Below are 25,856 nucleotides of genomic sequence, written 5' to 3' on the forward strand. Positions count from 1 at the left end.
AACAAATAGTCAGTCTGCTTGAAATGTTAGAGACAGCCGTACCATATCCATACACTGAATCCCGTTTTCATAAATTGGTTCATCATAATGCTTAAGGAAGAAATCGCGATCGATCGACGTTAGACGGAAACCGCATTTTTGATAAAGTGCGAGCTGCTGAATACTCGAGTTGCCTGTGCCGATTTCAATCGTATGAAAACCAGTGGCTTTCGCTTCAGCGATCGCATGGCGGATCAGCTGCTTCCCAATTCCCCTTCCTTGCCATGACTCCTTCACAGCAACATTCATGATTTCCACTGAATGCTGAGAGAGCGATGATAGCACATAGACACCAATCACTTCCTGTTCATGAAAGGCGGCATAACAAGAGCCGGATTGTACATAAGCAAGAACCTTTTCCTTTGAAGGATCAGCTAATAGTAAAAGATCCATCGGGAGAGATTGATCATGAGATAATGGCCGAATCTGTATCACACTTTTTCATCCTTTCTATTCTTTTATATACCCTTGTTTCACGCCCCAATCATATTGGTCCTGTACCCACTGTGAGGGAGGGTGATGAGTGACATTCGGGTCTTTTTTCACAGTTGGTTTTCTTGTACCCTGAGCGGTCTGCTTATTTGCTTGAGCAGTGGCTTTTGCTGCTGCCAGCTCTTTTTGAAGCTGGTCGACTTTTATCTCAATCGCTTTACGCTGTTTGACCTCTTTTTCATAGGCTTTCTTTTCTTTTTTGAGCTTTTTTGTGACGGTGGCTATTTGCTTTTTTTGTTCATCGTTTTTATGCTTCATATCTGTTTGATCTGATGTTAACTGCGAGAGCTTCAGATCGCTCGTTTTGCTTTCTTGCTGATGTGTTTTCTCTGCTTTTACGATGGTCTGCTGCTGCCAAACAATCCAGCCACCTAAGGTAATAACTGCTACAGACAGAAGAATGATCGTCATTGTTTTCTTCATGTGTGAACCCCTTTCTTTAAACCATTATTATCATCGGTTAAAGATATACAGGTTTTAACATCACAAGGGAATATTCACATCAGAATGGCAGACACTATGCAAAAAGGAGGGTGTCTGTTGATTTCCTTTATGATTCATGTTGTCGTCTCATTATTTGCTGTATCAAACCCCATAGGAAACGTACCTCTTTTCATCACCTTAACAGAGGGCTATACAGAGAAAGAGCGCTCCCAGACAGCCAAAAAAGCCATCGTGGTCTCTTTTATTATTTTGATTGCCTTTCTATTGGCAGGCAGGCTCATTTTCAAACTGTTTGGAATTGATATTCATGCACTTCGCATCGCTGGCGGTATTTTTATTTTTGGTATCGCTTACAATTTACTGAATGCAAAAGAATCACACGTCCAAAATCCTCATTCGGAGGAAAAGGCAGAAAGCAAAGAGAAGGCAGATATCTCCGTTACGCCGCTCGCCATTCCGATCATCGCTGGTCCCGGTACAATCGCTACAGTGATGAGTTTAACCCCGGGAAGTCAAGGGATGCTCCACATGTTTGCGATTCTAATCGGCATTGTCATCGTTCTTGCCATGACGTATTATGCCTTTCATTATTCAAGTTTTATTATGAGAAAAATGGGGAAAACAGAGATGAATGTCGTGACGCGTTTGATGGGATTAATTCTGGCTGTAGTGGCAGTTGAAATGATCGGTGCAGGCTTAAAAGGGATGTTTCCGATGTTTATGTCATAAGTGTATATAAAAAAGCTGTTTTTTTCTACAATGATGTAAAATAAAACAGCTTTTTTTAAGGTTTCGGCACATGCTTAAATACTTCTTCACTTTCAAAGAACTCAATTAAGCGGCTAATCCAATCATAGTAATCAAGACTTTCCTTGATTTCTGAAAGAAGCAGATTGATTTTATCCTCTGTTTCTTCTGGTAAATCTTCCTGTTCAAGCAGCTCTTGCAATTCCTTGCACGTTTTCTTATGTGCTTTACGGTTTTTACTGACAACACGTGTCCAATTGGCTGCAAACAATGAAATAAACGTTTGGTATTGATCTTGCTCAACGTCATAAAGATCTTTACGTATTCCTTTTTCATAAACCTTTTCCGCAATATTTAAATCGAGCATTTCTCGAACGACTTGACTCATCCTCGTTTTGCTCATGCCGGTCGCCTCTGATAGCTCTTCCAGCGTCATTGGTTTACGGTTCATGTGAATGATACCAAGCACTCTACCCACTGTAGAAGAAAGACCAAAGGCATTCATGTTCTCTGCAGCTTTTTCAATATAATGATCCTGTGCTTTTTGAATGGCGCCTAGCGCTTGCTTGTCCACTCCCCGCTTCATCCCTTCACGACTGACAATTTGTAACACAATATATCATATACCTGTTTGTTGATGAAAACAATAAATATTGAGTAATTGCTAGTAATTTGGAGGAAAAAGGAGAGATATCTAGATATTACGGCGTTAACTGAAAATTTTATATAAATGTTATGCAATACAAACACATCATAAACTTTTTATTTTATAAAGTTTGCACTATAATTAATAAGGTGTAAATTTTCTGAATATATAGATCCAACTAATTGGAGGTGTCTCATTTGCTGAAACTAGAGAATGTATCTAAGACGTATAAAGGCGGAAAAAAAGCTGTCAAAAATATTGATTTAGACATAGCAAAAGGAGAATTTATTTGTTTTATTGGACCGAGTGGCTGTGGTAAGACCACAACCATGAAGATGATCAACCGACTCATCGAACCTTCCTCAGGAAACATTTTTATCGAGGGAGAAAATATTATGAAAAAAGATCCAGTTCAATTAAGAAGAGAAATCGGTTATGTGATTCAGCAAATTGGACTGTTCCCCCATATGACCATCGCGCAAAACATCTCACTTGTGCCGAAGCTCTTAAAATGGCCGGAAGAAAAACGGAAGGAACGAGCACGCGAACTGTTGAAGCTCGTCGACATGGGCCCAGAATTTTTAGAGCGCTATCCTCATGAACTCAGTGGAGGACAGCAGCAGCGCATCGGAGTTCTTCGCGCACTGGCAGCAGAACCCCCTCTGATCCTCATGGACGAACCATTTGGTGCACTTGATCCAATTACACGAGATACATTGCAGGAAGAATTTAAGAAGCTGCAAAAAACGTTAAATAAAACCATCGTATTCGTCACACATGACATGGATGAAGCGATTAAACTGGCTGACCGAATTGTGATTTTAAAAGATGGAGAGATTGTCCAAGTAGGCACACCTGAAGATATTTTGCGTAACCCAGCCAACGAGTTCGTTGAAGAATTCATCGGAAAAGAACGCCTGCTTCAGTCAAATCCGAATATGGAACGTGTAGAACAAATGATGAACACGTCACCAGTTACCATTACAGTCGAACAAACGTTGACTGATGCCATCTACATCATGAGAGAAAAGCGGGTCGATTCCTTGCTTGTAGTAGATGAACATGATGTGTTAAAAGGCTATATCGATATTGAAACTATTGATGCGAACCGCAGAAAAGCGGCTTTCGTTGGTGAGATCTTAAATACAGAGTTCTATACTGTACAAGAAGGCGCACTTCTCAGAGACACCGTTCGGAAAATCTTAATACGCGGTATTAAATATGTACCAGTTGTCGATGCCAAAGGGCATTTAAAAGGCATTGTGACACGGGCAAGTCTTGTAGATGTTGTGTACGACTCCATTTGGGGAGACGATACGCCAGCGTCTGCCATTGAAATGAACTAAGGGAGGTGGACACATGGATCAAATCATCGATTTTCTAGAGAAAAATGGTGGGGAACTCCTCACAAAAATGTGGGAGCATTTATATATTTCCTTAATTGCTGTCGTGCTAGGAATTATCGTTGCCGTTCCTTTAGGCGTCGTTCTCACGCGAATGAAACGAGGCGCAGGTTTTGTCATCGGTGTCGTGAATATCTTTCAAACACTCCCTAGTTTAGCGATTCTTGCATTTTTTATTCCTATTTTGGGGGTTGGGAAAATACCTGCAATCGTTGCTCTCTTTTTTTATTCGGTATTGCCTATTTTGAGAAATACGTATGCCGGCGTCAAAGGTGTGAACAAAAATCTGCTTGAATCCGGTAAAGGGATCGGCATGACGACATGGGAACAAATTCGTCTCGTGGAACTTCCGCTTGCTGTACCGATCATTATGGCAGGTGTCCGAACGTCAACGATTTATTTAATTGGCTGGACAACACTTGCTGCTTTTATCGGTGGAGGCGGTCTTGGTGACTACATTTTGATTGGACTTCAGCTATACCAGCCGGAATACATTATTGCAGGTGCCATCCCAGTCACCATTTTAGCGGTCATCATTGACTTTACATTGATGAAGCTGGAGAAAAAAGTAACACCAGAAGGCTTAAAAGGATTGAAGGAAGTTTCATAAGGAGTTGGCTTATGTGAAGAATCGAAAAACAAAATGGATCAGCGCACTGCTTGCTGGATGCTTGCTATTGATAAGCGGCTGTTCACTTCCTGGACTAGCCGGCTCCTCAGGCAATACGCTGCGGGTGGGAGCACAAAACTTTACCGAATCAGAAATCATGGCCTATATGGTTAGCGAGATCATCGAACATTACACAGATAAAAAGACAACCATTGTGAAAAACCTAGGCTCTAATACCGTACAGCAGAAAGCAATGGAAAATGGGGATATCGACATTTCGGCGACAAGATATACAGGGACAGATTTGACAAGTACGCTTGGAATGGATGCGGAAAAAGACCCGGAGCGTGCAATGGAAATCGTCCAAAAAGAATTTAAGAAACGCTATGATTACAAATGGTTTGATTCCTATGGCTTTGACAATACGTATGCCTTTGCCGTGACGCAAAAGATGGCGAAGGAAAACAAGTTAGAAACGGTCTCTGACTTGAAAAAGAATGCGAAGAATTACCGGTTCGGTGTCGATAATATATGGCTCAAAAAGAAAGGCGACGGTTATGAAGGATTCGTGAAAACATACGGAATTGAATTTGGAAGCACGTATCCAATGCAGATTGGTTTAGTGTACGATGCATTAAAAAATGAAAAAATGGATATTGTGCTTGCCTATTCAACAGATGGGCGAATCAAAGCCTATGACCTCAAAATTTTAAAAGATGATAAGCGGTTTTTCCCGCCATATGATGCATCGCCCGTTGTCCCGGAAAAAGTTTTAAAAGAGAACCCAGGGCTTGATAAGGTGATCAACAGACTGATCGGAAAAATTAATACAGAACAAATGCAAGAGCTGAACTATCAAGTCGACGGAGAGCTTCAAGAACCAGCCACCGTTGCGAAGAATTTCCTGAAAAAGCACAATTACTTTGAGTAAGATGGGGAGGTGTCACGGCTGATGGACACACTGCAGCAATTATGGACGTATTATCAGCAGAACGGTTCATATGTGTTAGAAGAATTTTATCGGCATTTTCTCATGTCAGCGTATGGGGTGCTGTTTGCGGCAATAGTCGGAATTCCAGTAGGCATCTTTGTGGCGCATTACCGTAAGCTAAGCAATTGGATCTTCGCCATTACCAACGTCATTCAAACCATACCGGCGTTAGCAATGCTTTCCGTGTTGATGCTCGTGTTAGGACTTGGCGCAAATACAGTCATCATATCACTCTTTCTGTATTCGCTGTTGCCGATCATCCGCAACACGTATACAGGGATTGTCAGCATTGAACATGCTTATTTAGAATCGGGTAAAGCGATGGGCATGACGAAATGGCAAGTGCTGAGAATGGTTGAATTACCGCTTGCTTTATCGGTTATTATGGCTGGTTTAAGAACTGCGCTGGTCATCGCCATCGGCATTACAGCGATTGGGACATTTGTTGGCGCAGGAGGTCTAGGTGATATCATCATCAGAGGATCAAACGCCACAAACGGAACAGCCATCATTTTAGCAGGTGCTATTCCAACTGCACTCATGGCCATTATCGCTGACCTAGTCATGGGCTGGCTCGAACGCTATTTAAGCCCAACGAACAAGAAAAAAGAAAGAAAAGCATTAGCTGAAAAAAACATGACATCTGCTTAAGCGGTTGAAAAGACAAAACCTCCCTTACATCTGTAAGGGAGGTAGTTTTATGATGATCAGGCAGTTCACATGCGGGTATTTTATGATTCAAGCGTGATCCATTCAGTAGACCACTTCGAAATTTCCTCAAAAACGGGTGCAAGGGAACGCCCCATATCAGTTAAAGAATACTCAATACGCACGGGTGTTTCAGCAAAAACCTCCCGTTTTACAATGCCTGCTGCTTCCAGCTCTTTTAATCTCTCAGATAATACTCTTCCGCTTAAATTTGTCAGAGCGGCCTCAATTTCACCAAAGCGCTGCGGACTTGAGAGAAGCTGAAAAACAATCAGTGCAACCCAGCGTTTACTCAATAACTCAACTGCTTTTTCAAACCGCGGGCACATGTCAGATTGATTCATCTTTCTTCACTCCAATCTGAACCCATTATACCGTAAATTTGTCATAAATCAGCTCAAAAAGCTTGTTAATGATCAAAACATTCTATGATGACGAACGGCTGTTTAATATAAATAACAGATAGCGGTTAAGATCTTCTATTTCTTTTTTCGAAAGAGTTGACCAAATGCCTCCATCAAATAGCTCGAGATCACCAAGTTCATATTGCGCTGCGGCTTCCTTTATTTTGGATAATGCCGTTTCCTCTTCCTTCAGCTGATGGACAGAAGAGGCTTCCTCAATATAGCCCGCAGCCTGCATCATTTCCTCATAAGGAACCTTTAATGCACCGGCTAGTTTTTTTATCGTAGGAGGCTTCGGAATGCCGCGTTTCCCATTTTCAATACGAGAAATACCAGCAGCACTGACTTCTGAATACATCGCTAATTGGTTCACTGACAGCTTCTTTTCCTCACGTAATGCTCTTAAGTATGCACCAAAGTTCATCAAGGCAAAACCTCACATGGTTATAGATTAGATATATCTATTTTACTTGATTTGTTGACTATTGGCAACAAGTATACCATGAAAATATTGACATTAGTTAATAGTGAATGTATCTTAGGGTTATGCCCCGCTATTTGTTCGTCTTTTTTTGGTTGATGAGCGTGAGAAAGTATTCATTCAGCTGGCTGATGTCTTGTGCGGATAGCCTTTCCCATAGGTCTCCGTCAAAAATGGGAAGATGTTCTACATCCTTTTGAAGCGCCGTTTGATAGATTTTCAACATGGATTCATATTTTGGTTTCATTTCATGAACTTGTTCCTGTTCAATATGACCGGCAAGCAGCATTAAATCCTCATAAGGCACCTTCAAGGCGTGTGCTAATTTTTTTATGGTTAAAGGCTTCGGCACACCACGCTTTCCATTTTCGATTCGAGAAATACCAGCAGCGCTTACACCTGAATACATGGCGAGTTGATTGACAGACATTTTTCTATTTTCTCTTAAAATGCGTAATTGTTCACCAAAGTGATTCATGACATCGAACCTCACATTTCAGTATATGACTTATTTTAGTATGATCATTGACCAAAGGAAATAGCAGAGGGGTAAAAGTGTTGACTTAAGTTAATGAATCTGTTTCATGTGAGCACCTACACGTTGTACATATTGATTCCATAGGAGGTTGTAATGATGGTCGAAAAGATTCAGATCAGGCGGACTTATGTCATGCAGTATATGATCGAAAACGATATGTCTTTAAATCAGCTCGCTGATGAAATTGGCATTTCTCCTGCCACACTCAGCAGGGTATTAAATGGTCATCGGAAACCAGGCCAGCTTGTCATTGGCAAAATGATTCATTACTTTGATAAAAAATTTGAAGATCTATTTTACTATGAAAATGTTGACAAAAGTCAATGAATGAAATGATCAAGGAGGCAATGTCGTTGAAAAGAACTGGGATGGTCAGACATATTGATTCACTAGGCAGAATTGTTCTGCCTTCAGAAATGCGCAAGGTACTCAATATTAAAGAAGAGCAGCTTTTAGAAATTTTCATTGAAGATCAAACTATTATGCTGAAAAAATATGATGCAGATAAGAGCTGCCTGTTAACTGGACAAGTGACGAAGTATAACAAAAGCTATGGAAATGGGAAAGTGATGCTGAGTCCTGAAGGAGCTGAACGTTTGTTAGTAGAATTAAAACAGCTATTGAAAGAAGAAGCAACCCGTTAAAAACGTGTTTTTAACCGAAAATTGCATATAAAAAATGCTGCATACTACTCTTTGGAATGAAATTGAATCAAAATAACGAGTAAAGTCCAGAATATAGAGGGAATCTTTATTTTGATGTTTCGTGACATGCACCTTGTTTTCATGTAAAATAAAGTTATGTGTACCAGTTTGTCTGGAGGTGTTTTCATGCACGCATTTGTTATCACATTACTCGTAATTGTCAGTATCGCACTTATCATCGTTGTATTGTTACAATCTAGTAAAAGTGCTGGACTGTCAGGCGCTATTTCAGGTGGAGCCGAGCAGCTTTTCGGTAAGCAAAAAGCGAGAGGTCTTGACTTGATACTTCACCGTTTAACGGTTATTTTGTCAGTGCTTTTCTTCATCTTAACACTTGCATTGGCATATTTAGGCGTATAAAGCGCGAGTAACAGAAGGTCTGATCTTTTTTCAGACCTTTTTTTATTATCAGCACTCTTTTGTGTTTGTTTCATACATACAAGTGGAAAATATAAACTATATCGGAAGGAAAGGAAGTCACATCATGAAAGTTGTTACACCAAAACCATTTACGTTTAAAGGTGGAGAAAAGGCGGTGCTTCTTCTTCACGGTTTTACTGGGAATACAGCCGATGTTCGAATGCTAGGCCGTTATTTGAACGAAAGAGGGTATACGTGTCATGCACCACAATATAAAGGACACGGCGTGCCGCCAGAAGAACTTGTCCATTTTGGACCGGATGACTGGTGGAAGGATGTACAAGAAGCCTATCAATTCTTAAAGGATGAAGGCTATGAGGAAATTGCAGTTTGCGGACTATCCCTCGGAGGAGTTTTTTCATTGAAATTAGGTTACACTGTACCTGTAAAGGGAATTGTACCTATGTGTGCACCTATGTACATAAAAAGTGAAGAAGTCATGTACCAGGGTGTACTAGAATATGCCCGTAACTATAAGAAATTCGAGGGTAAGTCAGAGGACCAAATTGAACAGGAAATGGAAGAGTTCAAGAAAACGCCAATGGATACACTGAGGAGCCTGCAAGAACTCATTGCAGATGTCAGAAACAATGTCGACATGATTTATTCACCTACTTTTGTTGTTCAGGCACGTCACGATCATATGATTAATACAGACAGTGCGAATATCATTTACAACGAAGTAGAGACAGATCAAAAGCATTTGAAATGGTATGAAGAATCAGGCCATGCGATCACGCTTGATAAAGAGCGCGAGAAGGTTCATCAGGATGTATATGCATTCTTAGAATCACTTGATTGGTCAGTTTAAATATATAGGGGGTTAGAGTGTGCAAAAAGAAGAATTTATGAATGAATTACTCGCTTTTATGAAAGATGAAGCGTATAAACCGTTAACCGTTCAAGAGCTGGAAGTGATGATGGAGATTACCAATCCAGATGATTATAAAGAGCTCGTCAAAGCACTTGTGATGCTGGAAGATCAAGGACTCATCGTTCGCACGCGCAGCGATCGCTACGGTGTACCGGAAAAAATGAACTTGGTAAAAGGAAAGCTGTCTGCTCATGCAAAAGGCTTTGCATTTGTGACACCAGAAGAGTTTGGACAGGATGATATTTTCATTCCGCCTAATGAGCTAGGCACAGCGATGAATGGTGATACGGTCATGGTTCGTGTCAGCCACAAATCAAACGGCACAAAAAAAGAAGGGACTGTCATCCGAATTCTGGAGCGTAATACTCAGACGGTTGTCGGTACCTATACAGAAACGAAAAGCTTTGGCTTTGTCATTCCTGATGATAAAAAAATCACAACCGATATCTTCATCCCGAAATCCGCTAAAAATGGAGCGGTCGAAGGGCATAAAGTGGTCGTGACGCTGACTAGCTACCCAGAAGGAAGAATGAGTGCAGAGGGCGAAGTCACTGAAATCCTTGGTCATAAAAATGACCCTGGCATTGATATACTATCAATCATTCATAAACACGGCCTGCCAGGTGAGTTCCCAGAAGAAGCGCTCCAGCAGGCAGTAGACACACCTGAAACGATTGATGAAAAAGACCTAGAAGGCAGACGTGACTTACGCAATGAAACGATTGTAACCATTGACGGAGCAGATGCGAAGGACTTAGATGATGCCGTTACGGTGCAAAAGCTGGATGATGGCAAATATAAGCTAGGGGTGCATATTGCAGATGTCTCTCATTATGTCACAGAGAACTCTCCGATTGATCAGGAAGCTTATGAGCGTGGAACGAGTGTATATCTCGTAGACCGCGTCATTCCTATGATCCCGCACCGCCTGTCAAACGGTATTTGCTCGTTGAATCCGAAGGTCGATCGTCTCACGCTGTCTTGTGAAATGGTCATTGATCGAAATGGGAAGGTCGTCAAACACGAGATTTTCCAAAGTGTGATCAAAACGACGGAAAGAATGACCTATACTGATGTGAATAAGATTTTAGTCGATCAAGACGAGGAGCTTATAGACAAATACGAGCCGCTCGTCCCAATGTTCCAAGAGATGGAGAAGCTTGCAGAGATCCTTCGCGAAAAACGGATGGAGCGCGGGGCAGTAGACTTTGACTTCAAGGAAGCAAAAGTACTTGTAGATGATGAAGGCGCAGCAAAAGACGTTGTCGTTCGCGAGCGTTCTGTCGCAGAGAAATTAATTGAAGAATTCATGCTTGTTGCTAACGAAACAGTTGCAGAGCATTTCCACTGGTTGAATGTACCTTTCATTTATCGAATTCACGAAGAACCAAATCCTGAGAAGCTTCAGCGCTTTTTAGAGTTCGTGACAACGTTTGGTTACATTGTGAAAGGAACGTCGACAAACATTCACCCGCGTGCACTTCAAAGTGTACTTGATGCTGTGAGGGATCAACCAGAAGAAGTTGTGATACAAACCGTGATGCTTCGTTCGATGAAACAGGCGAAATATGATCCAGAAAGCATCGGCCATTTTGGATTATCAACGGAATTCTATACACATTTCACATCACCGATCCGCCGTTATCCGGATTTAATCGTGCATAGACTAATTAGAACCTATTTGATTCAGAAAAAGACAGACGAAGCAACTCTAGAAAAGTGGGGTCAGCTGCTTCCTGAAATTGCAGATCATGCGTCTACAATGGAGCGCCGCTCAGTCGATGCAGAGCGTGAAACAGATGATCTCAAGAAGGCAGAATTTATGCTTGATAAAATCGGTGAAGAGTTTGATGGCATGATTAGTTCCGTGACGAACTTCGGACTATTTGTTGAACTGCCGAATACAATTGAAGGTCTTGTTCATGTCAGCTACATGACAGACGACTACTATCGCTTTGATGAGCAGCACTTTGCCATGATCGGTGAACGCACAGGAAATGTCTACCGTATCGGTGATGAAATCACAGTCAAAGTGGTGAATGTCAATAAAGATGAGCACTCGATTGATTTTGAAATCGTCGGCATGAAAGGCACCCGCCGTAAATCGCCGAAAGATTTTAAGTTTAAAAAACGAACAGATTCACCAGCGAAAAAAGGGCACGGAGGCCAAAATGCCTCTGGGGATAAAGCCAAAGAGGATAAAGGCGGAAGTGACTGGTTCACAGGCCGTAAGAAGAAGAAAAAGAAAAAACGCGTATTTGATAACGCACCAAAACAAAAACGTAAAAAGAAAAAGTAACGTGACAAAAAGCAAATAGAGCATCACGCTCTATTTGCTTTTTGACCACATAGCGTCAGCGTTGTCGAAAGCTGGATTGTTTGATAAAATAATCCGTACGATTTGGACCGTGTTTGTGTCAAAAGGAGGGTGTACGCCAATGCCAAAGGGAGAGGGAAAGGTTGTTTCCCAAAACAAAAAAGCAAATCATGACTATTTTATAGAAGAAACGTATGAAGCTGGCCTTGTGTTACAAGGAACTGAAATCAAATCGATTCGTGCAGGAAAAGTGAATTTAAAAGATTCCTTTGCCAAAATTGAGCGAGGAGAAGTGTTTCTTCACAACATGCACGTGAGCCCATACGAGCAGGGGAACCGTTATAACCATGACCCGCTGAGAACGAGAAAGCTGCTGCTTCATCGCAAGCAAATTAGTAAATTGATTGGTGCGACAAAGGAAGAAGGCTACTCACTCGTGCCTCTGAAACTCTATTTAAAAAATGGCTTTGCCAAAGTGTTGATCGGAATTGGTAAAGGGAAAAAGAAATACGATAAACGTGAAGATCTGAAGAAAAAAGATGCAAAACGCGAAATCGACCGTGCCTTCCGTGATCGACAAAAGCAATTCTAGCCTGATGCAGATGGCTTGCTGAGAGCGGAAGCATTATGCTACAATATGTTATGCAGTAAACAATCACCGCTTTTCTTACAGAAACCACCAGTTGTTTCAAGCGATAAGATTGTTATAATAGTTATATACGGAAGCAGTTAAGCTGAACGTTTCCATCCCGTATATCCCTTTTACAAGGGGACGTTACGGATTCGACAGGGGCGGTTCGAGCTTGAGCTGCGAGCCGAGAGGCGATCTCGTTAACACGCACTAAATGTAACTGGCAAAACTAAAAGTTTTAACCAAAACTTAGCACTAGCTGCCTAATAAGTGCAGCGAGCTCTTCCTGACATCGCCTATGTGTCTGTGAGGAGCCCAATGAAGTAGGCTACGCTTACGTTTTCGTCTGAGGACGTAAGAAGAGATCCATCAGACTAGCTCTCCAAGCGCCCGTCAGCAGGCATGAGGATGAGTGAACACCAAATATGTTGACTACGCTCGTAGACGCTTAAGTAATCGATGTCTCTGGACGTGGGTTCGACTCCCACCGTCTCCATCAAAACTTTTAGAATGCAGCCGAATCAAGGGTTTGAAAGCCCTTGATTCGGGGGCTGGCAACATTTTGGCAACATGGTGTTCTAAACGATTGGTTAACACAAAAGGATTTTATTAAAAACTTTAAGAATAAAAAAGACGCTATTTTAAGCGTCTTTTTTTTATTCCGTAGTATTATAACCTAAATTATTATTCGGCGTTTTTGCAGGTATTAAGAATTGGAAATTCGATTATATTTATTAATTATTTACCTATCTAGAGAATATTATACTATTTTTTTATGATTTTTATGTTAAAATAGACTTTATGTGTTTTAATTTAACTTTTATAGGAGGTATTTGTAAAGGTGTCGATGAATGTATTTTTTAAGAGAGTATCAATTTTGACAGTAATTATCTTTACGATTAGTTCATTATCTACTCTAACTAGTTTTGCAGAGTCAGATAATGAGGAACAACCTGTGTTAGAGGGGGTTCTAGTAGGTGAAACAGTAGAGGGTATAAATTCAAATGATGTTAAATTGAGTAGGGAAGTTTTATCTGAAGAGTTCGATCTTGAAGAAGAGGTTAGAAATATGCCTTCGATAGATGAAATGACGAAAGATGAGAGGCAACTTTTTGATAAAATAGTAGAAGAACAAACAGAGCTTGCAAATGTTAGTGAGAAGGAAATATTTAAAAAAGAATTAACAAATTTCTTCGATAAAGAATCTGATACATATAATGATTTGTCAGCAGCACAAGAAGAGTTAGTGGAAGAAATAAATGATTCAACTCTATTTGAAAATGAGAATTTAGCATTTGCTAAAGAGGTATTTGCTTCTTCATTTGGGGTTAAAGAAGTTGAAGCTGCTAAAAAGAAAAAATCATCTGGTATAAAGGTTGGTGTATCTGTTAGGTTTGCAGGTGCAGTTTTCAATGCTGTGATTGGTTTTGCTGTTGGGGGTGGCGTTGGTGTTATACAATCATTTATTATTAAAAAAGGCAAAGCAGAAGCTAAAAGAATATTCACTAAAACCGTAACAAGTAGATTAAAGGCGTGGGGAGCTAAAAAATTAGCGGTTTCTATTGGTGTTGCTGTCGCAATTGCTCTAAATTATTTGGATATTGGAACCCAAATTGCTAAACAATTAGATAAAAGGGATAAACGCCCTAATAATGGCTGGGTGGATATTTATTAGGAGGAATTTTGTGAAAAGTATAATGAAGTATGCTGTTATGATTCTCTTTATCAGTGTATTTTTCTATTATTACAATATGTTTGTACCTAAAAACTTTTTGTACATTATCATTGCACTTCCTATTTGTCTTATTGCTATTAACATTATTGATAAGTTATTTACTAATAAGTGATTATGAAAAATAAGCAAGCTTCTGCTTGCTTATTTTTTGTAAGGTAATTCAATTGACCATTTACACTAGTTAGTTGTCTATTTAACTAATAATTAAACTTGCAAAATAAGTACTAACATAGTCTCATTTTTGTATAGTTTTCAAGAACGTGTCTTCTGAGAAGACACCACCAACCGAACAAACAAAGGAAAAACGACAACCACCGCAATCATCATCAAAAATCCATCCGGCACAAGTTCCACAAACGTTGTTTGGATCACATAAATCGCAATCAGCAGTAAATAACTGATCAAAAATAACAATCCAGAACTTCTCTTTTCAAACGGTTTCTTCAAAAGAATCAGTATAAACAGCCCTGTCATGATCATCCAAAAAGTCATATTTCTTTTGAGTCTCCTCTCCATTCATCCCCACATTGTACAGATATTTCTCCGAGCGCAACATACTTCTATCTTAAATTAAGCAAAAAGTAGTGAAAATATAAGAGATCACGAACAGATAACGCCTGAAATGTTACAAAAAACCTCCACCCAAATCAAAATCACATCTTCCCATTTGTGACTTCCTCATATATAGTTATATTAGACTAGTTCTAAATAACTGAAATTGGGGCGTTTACATGGATTCGATTGTTTTACATTTTATTGTGATCATGAGTGTTTCTGGCATTCTGTCCGTGATATTATCAATCATTGCTCATGCGAACCGCCACCGGTATATTGGCTGTCAATTGTTTATGTACATGTCTGGAGCAACTGCGATTTATATCTTTGGGCACACGTTTGAATTATTGGCAAGTACACCTGGGGAGATTATGTTCTGGGTTTGTTTTCAATACATAGGTCTTCCGTTCATCGCGCCATTCAGTCTGATGATTGTGCTGCAATTTACGGGATTCCATCAATATTTCACAAAGCGCCGCGTGCTTCTCATCTTACTGATTCCAACTCTCACCACCATTATGGTGTTCACCAACTCTTTTCATTCACTCTTTTATCGAAGCATCACGATGAATCCAGTAGACGGATTTTTATTGGCTGACTTTACGATTGGCTATTGGTATATCATTCATGGCGTCTATACATTTGGCTGTTCGATGCTCGCTATTTTTATGCTGGTTTGGTTTTTGCGTGTTACAAAAAAAGAGTATTTAAAGCAGATCCTTATTTTGCTAGTGGGCATGTTACTGCCAATCACGACATCTTTTATCTATTTATTAGGCGTGACACCTCTTCATATTGACCCGGTCCCTGTGGTGATGTTTTTAACCAATGCGCTCTACTTATGGGCGATTATGTCATTCCAGCTCTTTAAGCTCTCTCCCATTGCGATGGAGCGTGTGTTTGAGCATATGTCTGAAGGGGTTCTCATTTTAGATCGATACCGGACACTCATAGATTACAACCCCGCTGCTGCATCGATCATTCCAGCACTTTCTAATAAAAAGGGGATTGGCTTTAAAATTGACGATATTTTCTCAGGGATCATCAAAGATACCGCGTTCTTCCAGTGGCTGCGTTCTCCGCAGGATCATTCGCAATATGATTTAATGTGGAAAAAGGAAGAAGATCAGTCCAGCTATTATCTTCTGACCGCTTCATCGTTATTTAATAGAAGAGGAGAGATTGAGGGCAGGCAAATTGTGATCAGTGATGTAACAGAGCAGCGTTTGCTGCAGGAAGAGCTGGAGCGTCGTGCGTATATTGATGGATTGACGAATATCTTCAATCGGTCTTCATTTATTGAACGAACGCAGATGATCCTGGAAGAGGATGCGCAGGATACGGCTGTTATGCTGTTTGATATTGATTTCTTTAAACAAATCAATGACACACACGGACATCATATTGGAGACGAGGCACTGCGTCATGTTGTCACCATTTGTCAGCAGCATTTACAAATGGACGATTTATTCGGACGATATGGCGGAGAAGAGTTTGCTATTTGTCTGCCGCATCATTCCTTTGAAGAGGCATGTCATATTGCGGAGCAAATTAGACATTCGTTTGAGACGAGTTTCTTTGAGACTGATGAGGAAAAAGTGCAAGTGACAGCGAGCTTTGGAATTGCTCATACAGCTTATGATCCCAATGTATTAGAAACTCTTCTATTTGAAGCGGACCAGGCCTTGTATATGTCAAAACGCCAAGGACGGAACCGGATTTATGCGTCCACTGGAGCGGACTATATGCTGTATGAAGAGCATGATCAGCCGCCGGCTTCTCATTGACGGTTGTCCTGACATTCGATATGATAAACATAACATTTGAACGGTTTCCTAAAGGGGAGTAGCTTTTACGGTTTGGTCGTCATTACAGAAGCAGCGATTGCTTCTCGGCCATTCCGGCATGAACAATGTTAGCCAGACCTTTGCCTATCACACATGAGGCAAAGGTCTGGCTATTTTTAAGGTCTTTTTAAGTCTGTGTGATAGGGAAGCAGAACAAATGATGCGTTTAATCCCACAGATGAAAGGATGATCGAACTTGAAAAAATATGTGATAGCTTTCCTATTTTCCGGAATGCTTGTATTAAGCGGGTGCTCCAGCTTACTTGATCAAGTCAACGATACAACGACATATGTCACTGAGGCAAATGACTATGTCACAGACATTCAGCAATTTACAGAGGACTTTCCAAAGCTTGCTGAAGAAGCTGTCCAAAACGCCGCCAAAAAGGCAGAATTAACGCAGCAGCTTGAATCATTGAAGGCAGACATTCAAGATTTTAATGAGGTCACAGCGCCAAAAATGGCAGAAGACCTGCATGCGCAAATCATTGAAAAAAATAAAGTGCTGTCAGAGGAAATTCAGACGTATTTACAGCAATTGAAAGCAGACAACATTGACGTTGCCGCCATGCTTGAGGACCAGCAAGGATTGATTAAGCAGCTTCAGCAATCCGTCAATCTATTGCAGGACATTGAACAATTAACAAACTAAAGCAAACACTATAGAGTGTATTCAGCATATCTTTGCCTTTTCCGGTGGAGATATGCTTTAATTTAGGTAAAGACAAGTCATAATGGAAAAAAGGTGATCACATGACAGAACATGAAGAAAGACATATGGCTTCGCCTAGAGCCGAGAAGGAAAAAGATCAATTGATCAATCGGTTGAAACGAGTGGAAGGACAAGTGCGCGGGATTCAGCAAATGATTGAAAACGATCGTTACTGTATAGATGTTGTCAATCAAATCTCCGCAGTCAATGCGGCTTTGAAAAAGGTCAGTCTTCATTTAATGGAAAAGCATACACATCATTGCGTAGCGGATGCGATCAAGAGCGGCAATGGGGATGAAGCCATTGAAGAGTTAATGACGGTCTTTACGAAACTGACAAAATCATAGCATTTATGTTTACATTGATACCCTACTAGGGTATAGTAAAATGTAGAAAATGATTGATGGAGGCGATGAGAAGTGGAACAAGCAACACTTCAAGTGCAGGGCATGTCTTGCGGACATTGCGTGAAAGCAGTCGAAGGAAATGTAGGAGAACTAGCAGGTGTTGAATCTGTGAAAGTCCATTTAGACAAAGGAGAGGTGGAAGTTTCATTTCACCCAGATCAAGTCACGTTGCACCGTATCTCTGATGTAATTGAAGAACAGGGATATGATGTCGTATAAATGAACATACGTGCTGAATAACAGCACGTATTTTTTTCAAAATATAATACCCCCATGGTGTATATGGAGAGGTGAGGTCAATGAAGAAGGAAATCGACTTTCAAATTACGGGGATGACCTGTGCTGCCTGTGCAGGACGAATTGAAAAGGGATTGAACAGGCTGGAAGGTGTGGAGGATGCCAATGTGAATTTGGCGCTGGAAACATCTCATATTGTGTATGAAGCAGAACAACTCACACCAGATGATCTCAAGCAAAAAATTCAATCCCTCGGCTACGATGTGGTGATGGAGCAAGCGGAATTTGATATAGAGGGAATGACGTGTGCAGCGTGTGCCAACCGAATCGAGAAAAAAATTAACCGGATGGATGGTGTCGATCACGGATCTGTGAACTTTGCGCTGGAGACCCTTCAGGTCACGTATCACCCAGGCCAAACGTCTACAAGTGATATAAAGCAAGCGGTTCAGTCCATTGGGTATTCTTTAATTGAACCAGCTGCAGATGAAGCAGAGGAAGGAAAAAAAGATCATCGCCAAGCAGCAATAGAGAAGCAGACGGCACGCTTTCTATTCTCAATGATCCTGTCACTGCCACTTCTTTGGGCAATGGTCAGTCATTTTTCTTTCACGTCTTTTATTTGGCTGCCTGAAGCGTTCATGAATCCTTGGGTTCAGCTGGCGTTAGCAGCGCCCGTTCAGTTCATTGTCGGCTGGCCCTTCTATGTAGGTGCGTATAAAGCGTTACGTAATAAAAGTGCCAACATGGATGTTCTTGTCGCACTTGGGACATCAGCTGCGTTTTTCTATAGTTTATATGAAAGCATTCAGTCAGCGGCTCAAGGCACACATGAGGCAGCCCTCTATTATGAAACAAGTGCTGTACTCATTACGTTGATCGTACTCGGAAAATTAATGGAAGCAAGAGCAAAAGGGAGATCATCAGAAGCGATTCAAAAGCTGATGGGTCTACAAGCGAAAGAAGCGGTCATCGAGCGAGAGGGGAAAGAGATGACTGTCCCTATTGCTGAAGTGAAAGTAAATGATCTTGTGTTTGTCAAACCGGGAGAGAAAGTGCCGGTAGATGGAGAGATCGTGGAGGGAACAACCGCAATTGACGAGTCCATGATTACGGGCGAAAGTTTGCCTGTTGATAAAACGGCAGGTGATGCGGTCATCGGGGCAACCATTAATAAAAATGGGTTTGTGAAAGTGAAAGCGACAAAGGTTGGGAAAGAGACCGCCCTTTCACAGATTATTAAAGTCGTAGAACAAGCACAGGGCTCAAAAGCACCGATTCAAAGGATGGCAGATCAAATATCAGGGATATTCGTTCCCATCGTCGTAGGAATTGCCATGCTTACCTTCCTGATTTGGTTTTTCTTTGTTGATCCAGGAAATGTGACGTCAGCCCTTGAAACGTTTATCGCAGTCATCGTCATCGCATGTCCGTGTGCGCTCGGCCTTGCCACACCAACCTCGATTATGGCTGGGAGCGGCCGTGCAGCTGAATCAGGTATTTTGTTTAAAGGCGGAGAGCATTTAGAAGTGACTCAATCACTCGACACGGTGGTTTTAGATAAAACAGGAACTGTGACAAAAGGGGAGCCGAGTCTGACAGATGTGCTGGCATATGCCAATTGGACAGAAGATGCGCTGCTACAGCTAGCAGGATCAGCTGAACAGCAGTCGGAACACCCGCTGGCTAGAGCCATCACAGACGGAATGAAGGAACAAGGTCTTGAAGCGGTCGAGATTGAAGCCTTCCAAGCTGACCCAGGTCATGGAATTGAAGCAACGGCAGCAGGGCGCAAGCTTTTGATTGGAACGCGTAAGCTATTACAGAAACATCATATCCCATATGATCAAGTAGAAGCATCCGTCACAACGCTGGAGCAGCAAGGGAAAACGGCAATGCTCGTCGCGATTGACGGCGAAGTCGCTGGCATTGTCGCGGTCGCAGATACGATCAAATCATCTTCACCTCAAGCGATCAAGCGTCTGAAAGAGCAAGGGATTCACGTCGTGATGATGACAGGTGATAACAAGATGACAGCAGAGGCGATTGCGAAACAGGCGGGCATTGATCATGTCATTGCTGAAGTCCTGCCTGAGGAAAAGGCGGCTCACATCGCGGCGCTTCAGGAACAAGGAAAGAAAGTCGCCATGGTCGGAGATGGTATTAATGATGCCCCGGCCCTTGCGACAGCGAATATTGGGATGGCAGTTGGAACTGGGACAGATGTCGCCATGGAAGCAGCAGATATCACACTCATGACAGGAGACCTCCATGCCATTGCTGATGCGCTTGAATTTAGTCAAAAAACGATGAGAAACATCAAGCAAAATCTATTTTGGGCGCTTGCTTATAATTGTATTGGGATACCGATAGCTGCTTTAGGACTTCTTGCGCCATGGCTTGCAGGAGCAGCAATGGCCTTTAGCTCCGTGTCGGTTGTATTGAATGCGCTCAGATTGCAGCGATTGAAACCGGTTAGAGAGGGAGTGGCACAATGAAGCTGAATGTCAAATGGATTTGGACGATTAGTGCATTGTTCTACGTTGCTCTTGTCCTTATTGGATATGCGATATACGATAGATTTTATCCACAACAAGATACACCAAGTGAACAAATGCAAAATCATTAGGACTTCGCCCAAAAGCGGAGTCTTTTTTTAACAATTTTGTGGAAAAACCCACCTTTTAAAAGATTTTTCATAAAAAATTCACTTCTTTTTGTTCCTTTTTGTCGTTTTTTGTAGGTTCATCGTTAAGATGCGATTAAGCAACAAAGAAAGCGTTATCAAAAAAAGGGGGTTCACGTATGAAAAAGTTAGGGTTAGCTTCACAAATACTCATTGCACTTGTTCTGGGTGTTATCGTGGGAGCGCTGTTTTATCAAAATGAAACCGTTATTAATGTGTTAACGCCGATTGGCGATATATTCATCCATTTAATTAAAATGATCGTTCTTCCAATTGTTATTGCTGCGTTGATTGTAGCAGTAGCTGGTGTAGGGGATATGAAAACCATCGGAAGACTCGGTGGGAAAACGATTCTTTACTTCGAAATTGTGACAACGATTGCATTAGCAGTAGGACTGCTTGCAGCAAACGTCTTCCATCCTGGTACAGGAATTGACATGAGCAACATGGAAAAAGGCGATATCTCTAAATATGAAGAGACATCGAAAGCTTCTTCCGAAAAAGCAAGTTTCTCTGAAACGATTGTGCATCTAGTGCCAACAAACGTTTTCCAATCCATTGCAGAAGGTGATCTATTACCAACGATCTTCTTTACCGTCTTATTCGGATTAGGAATTGCCGCAGTAGGAGACAAAGGGAAACCAGTGTTAGGGTTCTTTGAGGGTATACTCGAAGCCATGTTCTGGGTGACCAATAAAGTGATGAAGTTTGCACCATTTGGTGTATTCGCGCTCATCAGTGTGACGGTGATCAAATTCGGGGTCGGAGCGCTTCTCCCGCTAGGTAAGCTGGTACTTGTCGTTTACGGCACAATGGCATTCTTCGTGATTGTCGTACTTGGCATTATCGCAAAATTAGCTGGAACAAGCGTCTTTACACTATTTAGAGTGCTAAAAGAAGAAATCATTCTTGCATTCTCAACAGCAAGTTCAGAAGCTGTACTGCCTAGACTAATGGATAAAATGGAGAAGTTCGGCTGCCCGAAAGCGATCACGTCGTTCGTTATCCCAACAGGCTACACCTTTAACTTAGATGGAAGTGCCATCTATCAATCCATTGCCGCCATATTTGTTGCACAAATGTACGGCATGCCACTTTCCATCTATGAGCAAATTACGTTACTATTAATCTTGATGCTGACATCTAAAGGAATGGCTGGTGTACCAGGTGCATCAATCGTTGTTGTCATCACAACACTTGGTGCAATGGGACTGCCGCTTGAAGGACTTGCCTTCATCGTTGGGATCGACCGTATTCTTGACATGGTTCGTACAACTGTTAACGTATTTGGTAACTCACTTGCAGCCATTGTCATGTCTAAGTGGGAAAAAGTTTTTGATCAAGAGAAATCGAAGAAGTATATTGAGGAATTAAAACAACAAACAAAAGCAGCGTAAAAGGAGATCTTTTCAAATGACGAAGCTACAGGACAAGCAAGTTCGAATCGAACGAGACTTTCTAGGTGAAAAGGAAGTAGATACTCAAGCGTATTATGGAATTCAAACATTACGTGCAGTAGAGAACTTTCCAATTACTGGCTACCATGTTCATGAGGAACTCATCAAAGCATTAGGGATTGTCAAAAAGGCAGCCGCACTTGCAAATATGGATACAAAGCGACTATATTCTGGTCTTGGGGAAAAAATTGTTCAAGCAGCAGATGAGGTTATTGAAGGAAAATGGAACAATCAATTTATTGTCGATCCAATTCAAGGCGGGGCTGGCACTTCAATGAATATGAATGCCAATGAAGTCATTGCAAACAGAGCGCTTGAACTACTAGGAAAGGAAAAAGGCGCTTATACTGAGCTAAGTCCAAACACGCATGTGAACATGTCGCAGTCAACAAACGACGTTTTCCCAACAGCGATTCATATTTCAACATTGAATATGATTGAAAAACTACTTTATACGATGGAAAACATGCATCAAGTTATGACAGAAAAAGCGCAAGAATTCGATCATGTCATCAAAATGGGACGTACGCATCTTCAGGACGCTGTTCCAATCAGACTTGGTCAAGAGTTTAGTGCTTATGCAAAGGTTCTTGCTCGTGATATTAAACGTATCAAGCAGTCTAAACAGCATTTATATGAAGTCAATATGGGTGCAACAGCAGTCGGAACTGGCTTAAATGCTGATCCTAAATATATTCGCCAGGTGGTTGGCTATCTATCTGACATTAGCGGATTACCGTTAGTTGGAGCTGAAGACCTAGTCGATGCCACGCAAAATACGGATGCTTATACAGAAGTATCAGCTGCACTGAAAGTATGTATGATGAATATGTCTAAAATGGCGAACGATATTCGCTTGATGGCATCAGGTCCAAGAGCAGGCTTTGGTGAGCTTCACTTGCCACCAAGACAGCCAGGTTCATCCATCATGCCAGGGAAAGTCAACCCAGTGATGCCAGAGGTCATGAACCAAGTAGCATTCCAAGTCATCGGAAATGACCACACGATCTGTCTTGCATCAGAGGCTGGTCAGCTTGAGCTGAACGTGATGGAACCAGTCCTTGTGTTCAACTTGCTTCAGTCTCTCAGCATCATGAAAAATGTCTTTGAGTCCTTCGTAGACAACTGCTTGCGTGACCTAAAAGCAGATGAATCTAGATTAAAAGAATATGTAGAAAAAAGTGCTGGTGTCATGACAGCGGTGAATCCGCATATTGGTTATGAAGCTGCTGCACGAATTGCCAGAGAAGCGATTCTTACAGGCGTATCTGTACGTGAGCTTTGTCTGCAAAATGATGTTTTATCAGAGGAAGAGCTTGATGTCATCTTGAATCCTTTTGAAATGACTAAACCAGGTATTGCTGGCGCATCACTTTTAGAAAAGGATCGTTTAGAAGATTAAGCAGCATCATGAGAAGCGCACACCGACAAAGTTCCGGTGTGCGCTTTTTTATGGATGTTTGTTTTTCTCAAGCCCACATAGTATACTATCGTCAATTATTAGGGATGTGACTGCGTTTGAATCTACTGAAAAAATGGCTAAATACAGAGCCTTATTTAATTGTGATGCTCATTGTACTGACACCGATTGGCGGAGAGTTTAAATTTTATCCATTTGAGGACAGTTTTCGGGTCAGCTTTGGAACCGTTGTCTTTTTCTTTATCCTACTCCAAATGAAAAAATTCCCAGCATGGGCAAGCGGTATCATTGCAGGGGTTTCTGTTTTTGCGTTTCGCGTGCTTCTTGATACAGCCGTCACAGGTCATCTTCCGCTGGAAGAGGCGATTTCTTTAAGATTTCCTTCCCTGCTTTATTACGTCGTCTACGGCACGCTCTTTTATTTATTAAAGGTCAGACGTTTCCGCGATCAGCCTTGGCTGATTGGAGCGACAGGTATCATCATGGAGCTATGCGCGAGCGTTGTTGAAATGATTGCACTTCGTGGCACCATCGATGAAATTTTAACAATGCGGACGCTGTTTCAACTTTTCGTGTTGGCGATTTTCAGAAGCTTTTTCGTGTTGGCTTGTTATACAATGATTCGATTATATGAAGAGCAGGCGAGAGAGCGTCAGATGAAAAAGGAGAAGGAACATCTGCTCATGCTCCTGTCTAATCTTTACACGGAATCTACATACTTTCATAAAACACTTGCACATGCTGAGCACATTACAGCGACATCCTATCAATTGTATCAATCCCTGCATCACGCAAAGGATGCAGAGTCATTGGATTTGAAAAAGCTCGGAAAAACAGCCCTGCAAATCGCAGGAGAGGTGCATGAGATCAAAAAGGATAACCAGCGGATTTTTTCTGCATTATCAAAGCTGATTCATGAAGAAAATTTTCAGGCGTATGCAAGTCCTGCGCATATTGCTGGGCTCGTGATTCGTATTCATGAAAATTACGCAGAATCTCTTAAAAAAAACATTGTCTTTCATTATGATGAAGATGGGCAGCATCCCGTCTATCACGTGTATACCATTCTATCTTTGTTAAATAATATCGTTTCCAATGCTGTCGAAGCCATTCCGGTGGATGGAGAGGTGTCACTCTCTATTTCCCAGAAAGAGAGCCATGTGATCTTTCAAATTAGTGACAACGGGCCTGGCATTAAAGAGCGTAATCATCATGTGATTTTTAAACCCGGTTTTACTTTAAAATACGATCAGGCTGGGAATCCATCAAGCGGTATCGGTCTTTCCTATGTAAAGGATACAGCGGAGAAGCTTGGCGGAAGTGTTGAGATGAAGAGTATCCCAAATAAACAAACGACTTTCACGTTAACGATACCAATGGATCAAGTTAGTAGAAAAGAGGGGATTGGGAGATGAGATTTTTTATTGTGGATGATGATGAAGCCGTGCGTTCTTCACTCGCTCAGCTTATTGAAGATGAAGAGCTTGGCTTCGTCGCGGGAGAAGCAGAGGATGGCGCAGAGTTAACGTCAAGCTACTTAAATGATTTGCACATTGATATCTTATGTATTGATCTATTGATGCCGGAACGAGACGGACTTGAAACGATTCGAGCCATTAAGGATGAGTTTCATGGCAAATACTTAATGCTGTCACAGGTAGAAACAAAGGAATTAATCGGCCAGGCGTATACGCTTGGTGTCGAGTATTATGTGACAAAGCCAATCAATCGTGTAGAGGTCTTAAGTGTGCTCCACCTCATGATTGAGCGGCTTCATTTAGAGCATTCAATTGAAAATATTCAGCACTCACTCAAATCCGTCATGCAGTTTCAGCAGCGCGGTCAGACGAAAACGAAGCAGCGTGGGAAAAGTCTTGCAGAGGCAGGCCAGTTCTTGCTTGCAGAGCTTGGAATTGTGGGCGAAAAGGGATCTAAAGATTTATTAGATATGATCCTCTTCACAGATCAGTATTTAGCGCTACATACCGAACATCATGATTCATTTCCTTCTTTAAAGGTCATTTTCACGGGTGTCACCGAGGATAAATTAAATGAGCCTTACACATCGGCAGACATTGCAAGAGAAGCGAAAGCAGCGGAACAGCGGGTGAGGCGTGCGATCAACCAATCCTTGAAACACATCGCTTCACTTGGGTTAACTGATTTTTCTCATCCGACCTTTGAAAATTACGCTTCTAAATTCTTTGATTTCACCATCGTGCGAAAGAAAATGAGTGAATTAACAAAAGAGACGAGCGGTAGAGAAGAACATACCCGTATCAATGTGAAGAAATTTGTGCAGGTACTCTACTACGAAGCAAAACGTATTTTTATGGAAGATTAAAAAAAGA

Annotated in this window: 29 protein-coding genes and 1 other RNA gene; 23 read left to right on the top strand and 7 right to left on the bottom strand. The window is 41.5% G+C overall.

Translation table 11 applies throughout. From position 1 onward, the window contains the following. Window positions 1–9 precede the first annotated feature (9 nt). Together MHH40_RS13780 and MHH40_RS13785 are read right to left on the bottom strand one after the other, a co-directional pair. Complete coding sequence (locus MHH40_RS13780) at window positions 10–474, bottom strand: GNAT family N-acetyltransferase (RefSeq protein WP_050944183.1); 465 nt, start codon at window positions 472–474, stop codon at window positions 10–12. A 15-nt stretch (window positions 475–489) separates the two neighbouring features. Next, entirely contained in the window at window positions 490–954 is a 465-nt protein-coding gene (locus tag MHH40_RS13785) for a hypothetical protein (protein ID WP_050944181.1), read from the bottom strand. A 117-nt stretch (window positions 955–1,071) separates the two neighbouring features. Here MHH40_RS13785 and MHH40_RS13790 point away from each other — a divergent pair, with 117 nt between their 5' ends. Further along, a complete protein-coding gene (locus tag MHH40_RS13790; RefSeq protein ID WP_003212698.1) occupies window positions 1,072–1,704 on the top strand; it encodes a MarC family protein in 633 nt (210 codons plus the stop codon). A 55-nt stretch (window positions 1,705–1,759) separates the two neighbouring features. Here MHH40_RS13790 and MHH40_RS13795 read toward each other — a convergent pair whose 3' ends face one another. Next, window positions 1,760–2,296 carry a GbsR/MarR family transcriptional regulator gene (locus tag MHH40_RS13795; RefSeq protein WP_012011291.1) on the bottom strand — a complete coding sequence of 179 codons (537 nt, stop codon included), beginning with the start codon at window positions 2,294–2,296 and terminating at the stop codon, window positions 1,760–1,762. Between the two features lie 269 nt (window positions 2,297–2,565). On the opposite strand from MHH40_RS13795, the gene MHH40_RS13800 reads away from it, so the two are divergent. Genes MHH40_RS13800 through MHH40_RS13815 form a run of 4 tightly spaced genes read left to right on the top strand, consistent with a single transcriptional unit; the run spans window position 2,566 to window position 6,023 of the window. Then, entirely contained in the window at window positions 2,566–3,714 is a 1,149-nt protein-coding gene (locus MHH40_RS13800; RefSeq protein ID WP_003212926.1) for a betaine/proline/choline family ABC transporter ATP-binding protein, read from the top strand. Window positions 3,715–3,727: 13 nt separating this feature from the next. Then, entirely contained in the window at window positions 3,728–4,381 is a 654-nt protein-coding gene (locus tag MHH40_RS13805; RefSeq protein ID WP_050944179.1) for an ABC transporter permease, read from the top strand. Window positions 4,382–4,394: 13 nt separating this feature from the next. Beyond that, window positions 4,395–5,312, top strand: a complete 918-nt coding sequence (locus MHH40_RS13810) for an osmoprotectant ABC transporter substrate-binding protein (RefSeq protein WP_003213573.1) — start codon at window positions 4,395–4,397, stop codon at window positions 5,310–5,312. A 21-nt stretch (window positions 5,313–5,333) separates the two neighbouring features. Then, on the top strand, window positions 5,334–6,023 hold the full coding sequence (locus MHH40_RS13815; protein WP_003213726.1) for an ABC transporter permease: 690 nt from the start codon (window positions 5,334–5,336) through the stop codon (window positions 6,021–6,023). 80 nt (window positions 6,024–6,103) lie between these two features. Here MHH40_RS13815 and MHH40_RS13820 read toward each other — a convergent pair whose 3' ends face one another. The 3 genes from MHH40_RS13820 to MHH40_RS13830 form a co-directional block, all read right to left on the bottom strand. Then, window positions 6,104–6,424, bottom strand: a complete 321-nt coding sequence (locus MHH40_RS13820; RefSeq protein WP_050944175.1) for a winged helix-turn-helix transcriptional regulator — start codon at window positions 6,422–6,424, stop codon at window positions 6,104–6,106. An 82-nt stretch (window positions 6,425–6,506) separates the two neighbouring features. Next, window positions 6,507–6,908, bottom strand: a complete 402-nt coding sequence (locus tag MHH40_RS13825; RefSeq protein ID WP_050944167.1) for a helix-turn-helix domain-containing protein — start codon at window positions 6,906–6,908, stop codon at window positions 6,507–6,509. A gap of 130 nt (window positions 6,909–7,038) precedes the next feature. After that, complete coding sequence (locus MHH40_RS13830; RefSeq protein ID WP_003213200.1) at window positions 7,039–7,443, bottom strand: helix-turn-helix domain-containing protein; 405 nt, start codon at window positions 7,441–7,443, stop codon at window positions 7,039–7,041. Between the two features lie 153 nt (window positions 7,444–7,596). Between MHH40_RS13830 and MHH40_RS13835 the strand changes: the two genes are divergently transcribed. From MHH40_RS13835 to MHH40_RS13870, 8 genes are all read left to right on the top strand, one after another. Next, window positions 7,597–7,830: a helix-turn-helix domain-containing protein gene (locus MHH40_RS13835; protein ID WP_003213379.1), complete on the top strand. Its 234-nt coding sequence runs from the start codon at window positions 7,597–7,599 to the stop codon at window positions 7,828–7,830. A gap of 26 nt (window positions 7,831–7,856) precedes the next feature. After that, a complete protein-coding gene (locus tag MHH40_RS13840; protein ID WP_003213714.1) occupies window positions 7,857–8,147 on the top strand; it encodes an AbrB/MazE/SpoVT family DNA-binding domain-containing protein in 291 nt (96 codons plus the stop codon). A gap of 186 nt (window positions 8,148–8,333) precedes the next feature. Next, a complete protein-coding gene (gene secG, locus MHH40_RS13845; RefSeq protein ID WP_003212746.1) occupies window positions 8,334–8,567 on the top strand; it encodes a preprotein translocase subunit SecG in 234 nt (77 codons plus the stop codon). A 124-nt stretch (window positions 8,568–8,691) separates the two neighbouring features. Next, on the top strand, window positions 8,692–9,438 hold the full coding sequence (locus MHH40_RS13850) for an alpha/beta hydrolase (protein ID WP_050944165.1): 747 nt from the start codon (window positions 8,692–8,694) through the stop codon (window positions 9,436–9,438). A gap of 19 nt (window positions 9,439–9,457) precedes the next feature. Continuing rightward, window positions 9,458–11,800: a ribonuclease R gene (gene rnr / locus MHH40_RS13855; protein ID WP_050944163.1), complete on the top strand. Its 2,343-nt coding sequence runs from the start codon at window positions 9,458–9,460 to the stop codon at window positions 11,798–11,800. A gap of 139 nt (window positions 11,801–11,939) precedes the next feature. Next, window positions 11,940–12,410, top strand: coding sequence for an SsrA-binding protein SmpB (gene smpB, locus MHH40_RS13860; RefSeq protein ID WP_003213153.1), 471 nt, complete (start codon window positions 11,940–11,942; stop codon window positions 12,408–12,410). Between the two features lie 176 nt (window positions 12,411–12,586). Beyond that, window positions 12,587–12,948, top strand: a transfer-messenger RNA (tmRNA) gene (ssrA, locus tag MHH40_RS13865). A gap of 342 nt (window positions 12,949–13,290) precedes the next feature. Then, entirely contained in the window at window positions 13,291–14,124 is an 834-nt protein-coding gene (locus MHH40_RS13870; protein ID WP_106032204.1) for a hypothetical protein, read from the top strand. Window positions 14,125–14,436: 312 nt separating this feature from the next. Here MHH40_RS13870 and MHH40_RS13875 read toward each other — a convergent pair whose 3' ends face one another. Next, window positions 14,437–14,676 carry a hypothetical protein gene (locus MHH40_RS13875; protein ID WP_050944161.1) on the bottom strand — a complete coding sequence of 80 codons (240 nt, stop codon included), beginning with the start codon at window positions 14,674–14,676 and terminating at the stop codon, window positions 14,437–14,439. Window positions 14,677–14,915: 239 nt separating this feature from the next. Between MHH40_RS13875 and MHH40_RS13880 the strand changes: the two genes are divergently transcribed. The 10 genes from MHH40_RS13880 to MHH40_RS13925 all read left to right on the top strand — a co-directional run bounded on the left by MHH40_RS13880 (window position 14,916) and on the right by MHH40_RS13925 (window position 25,849). Further along, window positions 14,916–16,526 carry a histidine kinase N-terminal 7TM domain-containing diguanylate cyclase gene (locus tag MHH40_RS13880; protein WP_050944159.1) on the top strand — a complete coding sequence of 537 codons (1,611 nt, stop codon included), beginning with the start codon at window positions 14,916–14,918 and terminating at the stop codon, window positions 16,524–16,526. A 256-nt stretch (window positions 16,527–16,782) separates the two neighbouring features. Next, the gene (locus tag MHH40_RS13885; protein WP_050944157.1) at window positions 16,783–17,238 is read left to right on the top strand and encodes a DUF6376 family protein; all 456 of its coding nucleotides are present in this window, start codon (window positions 16,783–16,785) and stop codon (window positions 17,236–17,238) included. Window positions 17,239–17,339: 101 nt separating this feature from the next. Further along, window positions 17,340–17,645 carry a metal-sensing transcriptional repressor gene (locus MHH40_RS13890; RefSeq protein WP_012011272.1) on the top strand — a complete coding sequence of 102 codons (306 nt, stop codon included), beginning with the start codon at window positions 17,340–17,342 and terminating at the stop codon, window positions 17,643–17,645. A gap of 72 nt (window positions 17,646–17,717) precedes the next feature. Next, on the top strand, window positions 17,718–17,924 hold the full coding sequence (gene copZ / locus MHH40_RS13895) for a copper chaperone CopZ (RefSeq protein ID WP_012011271.1): 207 nt from the start codon (window positions 17,718–17,720) through the stop codon (window positions 17,922–17,924). 80 nt (window positions 17,925–18,004) lie between these two features. After that, window positions 18,005–20,440, top strand: coding sequence for a heavy metal translocating P-type ATPase (locus MHH40_RS13900; RefSeq protein WP_050944153.1), 2,436 nt, complete (start codon window positions 18,005–18,007; stop codon window positions 20,438–20,440). Beyond that, window positions 20,437–20,571, top strand: a complete 135-nt coding sequence (locus MHH40_RS13905; protein ID WP_267885135.1) for a hypothetical protein — start codon at window positions 20,437–20,439, stop codon at window positions 20,569–20,571. Before MHH40_RS13900 ends, MHH40_RS13905 begins: the two co-directional genes overlap by 4 nt. Window positions 20,572–20,747: 176 nt before the next feature. Then, window positions 20,748–22,025 (top strand): cation:dicarboxylate symporter family transporter, encoded by a 1,278-nt coding sequence (locus MHH40_RS13910; protein WP_003213370.1) that lies wholly within the window; start codon window positions 20,748–20,750, stop codon window positions 22,023–22,025. A 16-nt stretch (window positions 22,026–22,041) separates the two neighbouring features. After that, complete coding sequence (gene aspA / locus MHH40_RS13915; RefSeq protein ID WP_050944151.1) at window positions 22,042–23,487, top strand: aspartate ammonia-lyase; 1,446 nt, start codon at window positions 22,042–22,044, stop codon at window positions 23,485–23,487. Window positions 23,488–23,603: 116 nt separating this feature from the next. Continuing rightward, complete coding sequence (locus MHH40_RS13920; protein WP_003213283.1) at window positions 23,604–24,920, top strand: sensor histidine kinase; 1,317 nt, start codon at window positions 23,604–23,606, stop codon at window positions 24,918–24,920. Then, on the top strand, window positions 24,917–25,849 hold the full coding sequence (locus tag MHH40_RS13925) for a response regulator (RefSeq protein WP_050944149.1): 933 nt from the start codon (window positions 24,917–24,919) through the stop codon (window positions 25,847–25,849). The genes MHH40_RS13920 and MHH40_RS13925 overlap by 4 nt, the downstream gene beginning before the upstream one ends. Window positions 25,850–25,856 lie beyond the last annotated feature (7 nt).

It is taken from the genome of Bacillus sp. FSL K6-2431 (assembly GCF_038005165.1).
Classification (GTDB): domain Bacteria; phylum Bacillota; class Bacilli; order Bacillales; family Bacillaceae; genus Bacillus; species Bacillus pumilus.

Excerpts from the sequence above, each read along its gene's own strand:
- MHH40_RS13785 (WP_050944181.1), bottom strand. The coding sequence starts at position 954 with ATGAAGAAAACAATGACGATCATTCTTCTGTCTGTAGCAGTTATTACC.
- MHH40_RS13805 (WP_050944179.1), top strand. The coding sequence starts at position 3,728 with ATGGATCAAATCATCGATTTTCTAGAGAAAAATGGTGGGGAACTCCTC.
- MHH40_RS13815 (WP_003213726.1), top strand. The coding sequence starts at position 5,334 with ATGGACACACTGCAGCAATTATGGACGTATTATCAGCAGAACGGTTCA.
- MHH40_RS13820 (WP_050944175.1), bottom strand. The coding sequence starts at position 6,424 with ATGAATCAATCTGACATGTGCCCGCGGTTTGAAAAAGCAGTTGAGTTA.
- MHH40_RS13825 (WP_050944167.1), bottom strand. The coding sequence starts at position 6,908 with ATGAACTTTGGTGCATACTTAAGAGCATTACGTGAGGAAAAGAAGCTG.
- MHH40_RS13830 (WP_003213200.1), bottom strand. The coding sequence starts at position 7,443 with ATGAATCACTTTGGTGAACAATTACGCATTTTAAGAGAAAATAGAAAA.
- MHH40_RS13835 (WP_003213379.1), top strand. The coding sequence starts at position 7,597 with ATGATGGTCGAAAAGATTCAGATCAGGCGGACTTATGTCATGCAGTAT.
- secG (WP_003212746.1), top strand. The coding sequence starts at position 8,334 with ATGCACGCATTTGTTATCACATTACTCGTAATTGTCAGTATCGCACTT.
- MHH40_RS13850 (WP_050944165.1), top strand. The coding sequence starts at position 8,692 with ATGAAAGTTGTTACACCAAAACCATTTACGTTTAAAGGTGGAGAAAAG.
- smpB (WP_003213153.1), top strand. The coding sequence starts at position 11,940 with ATGCCAAAGGGAGAGGGAAAGGTTGTTTCCCAAAACAAAAAAGCAAAT.
- MHH40_RS13875 (WP_050944161.1), bottom strand. The coding sequence starts at position 14,676 with ATGACTTTTTGGATGATCATGACAGGGCTGTTTATACTGATTCTTTTG.
- MHH40_RS13880 (WP_050944159.1), top strand. The coding sequence starts at position 14,916 with ATGGATTCGATTGTTTTACATTTTATTGTGATCATGAGTGTTTCTGGC.
- MHH40_RS13890 (WP_012011272.1), top strand. The coding sequence starts at position 17,340 with ATGACAGAACATGAAGAAAGACATATGGCTTCGCCTAGAGCCGAGAAG.
- MHH40_RS13900 (WP_050944153.1), top strand. The coding sequence starts at position 18,005 with ATGAAGAAGGAAATCGACTTTCAAATTACGGGGATGACCTGTGCTGCC.
- MHH40_RS13905 (WP_267885135.1), top strand. The coding sequence starts at position 20,437 with ATGAAGCTGAATGTCAAATGGATTTGGACGATTAGTGCATTGTTCTAC.
- MHH40_RS13910 (WP_003213370.1), top strand. The coding sequence starts at position 20,748 with ATGAAAAAGTTAGGGTTAGCTTCACAAATACTCATTGCACTTGTTCTG.
- aspA (WP_050944151.1), top strand. The coding sequence starts at position 22,042 with ATGACGAAGCTACAGGACAAGCAAGTTCGAATCGAACGAGACTTTCTA.
- MHH40_RS13925 (WP_050944149.1), top strand. The coding sequence starts at position 24,917 with ATGAGATTTTTTATTGTGGATGATGATGAAGCCGTGCGTTCTTCACTC.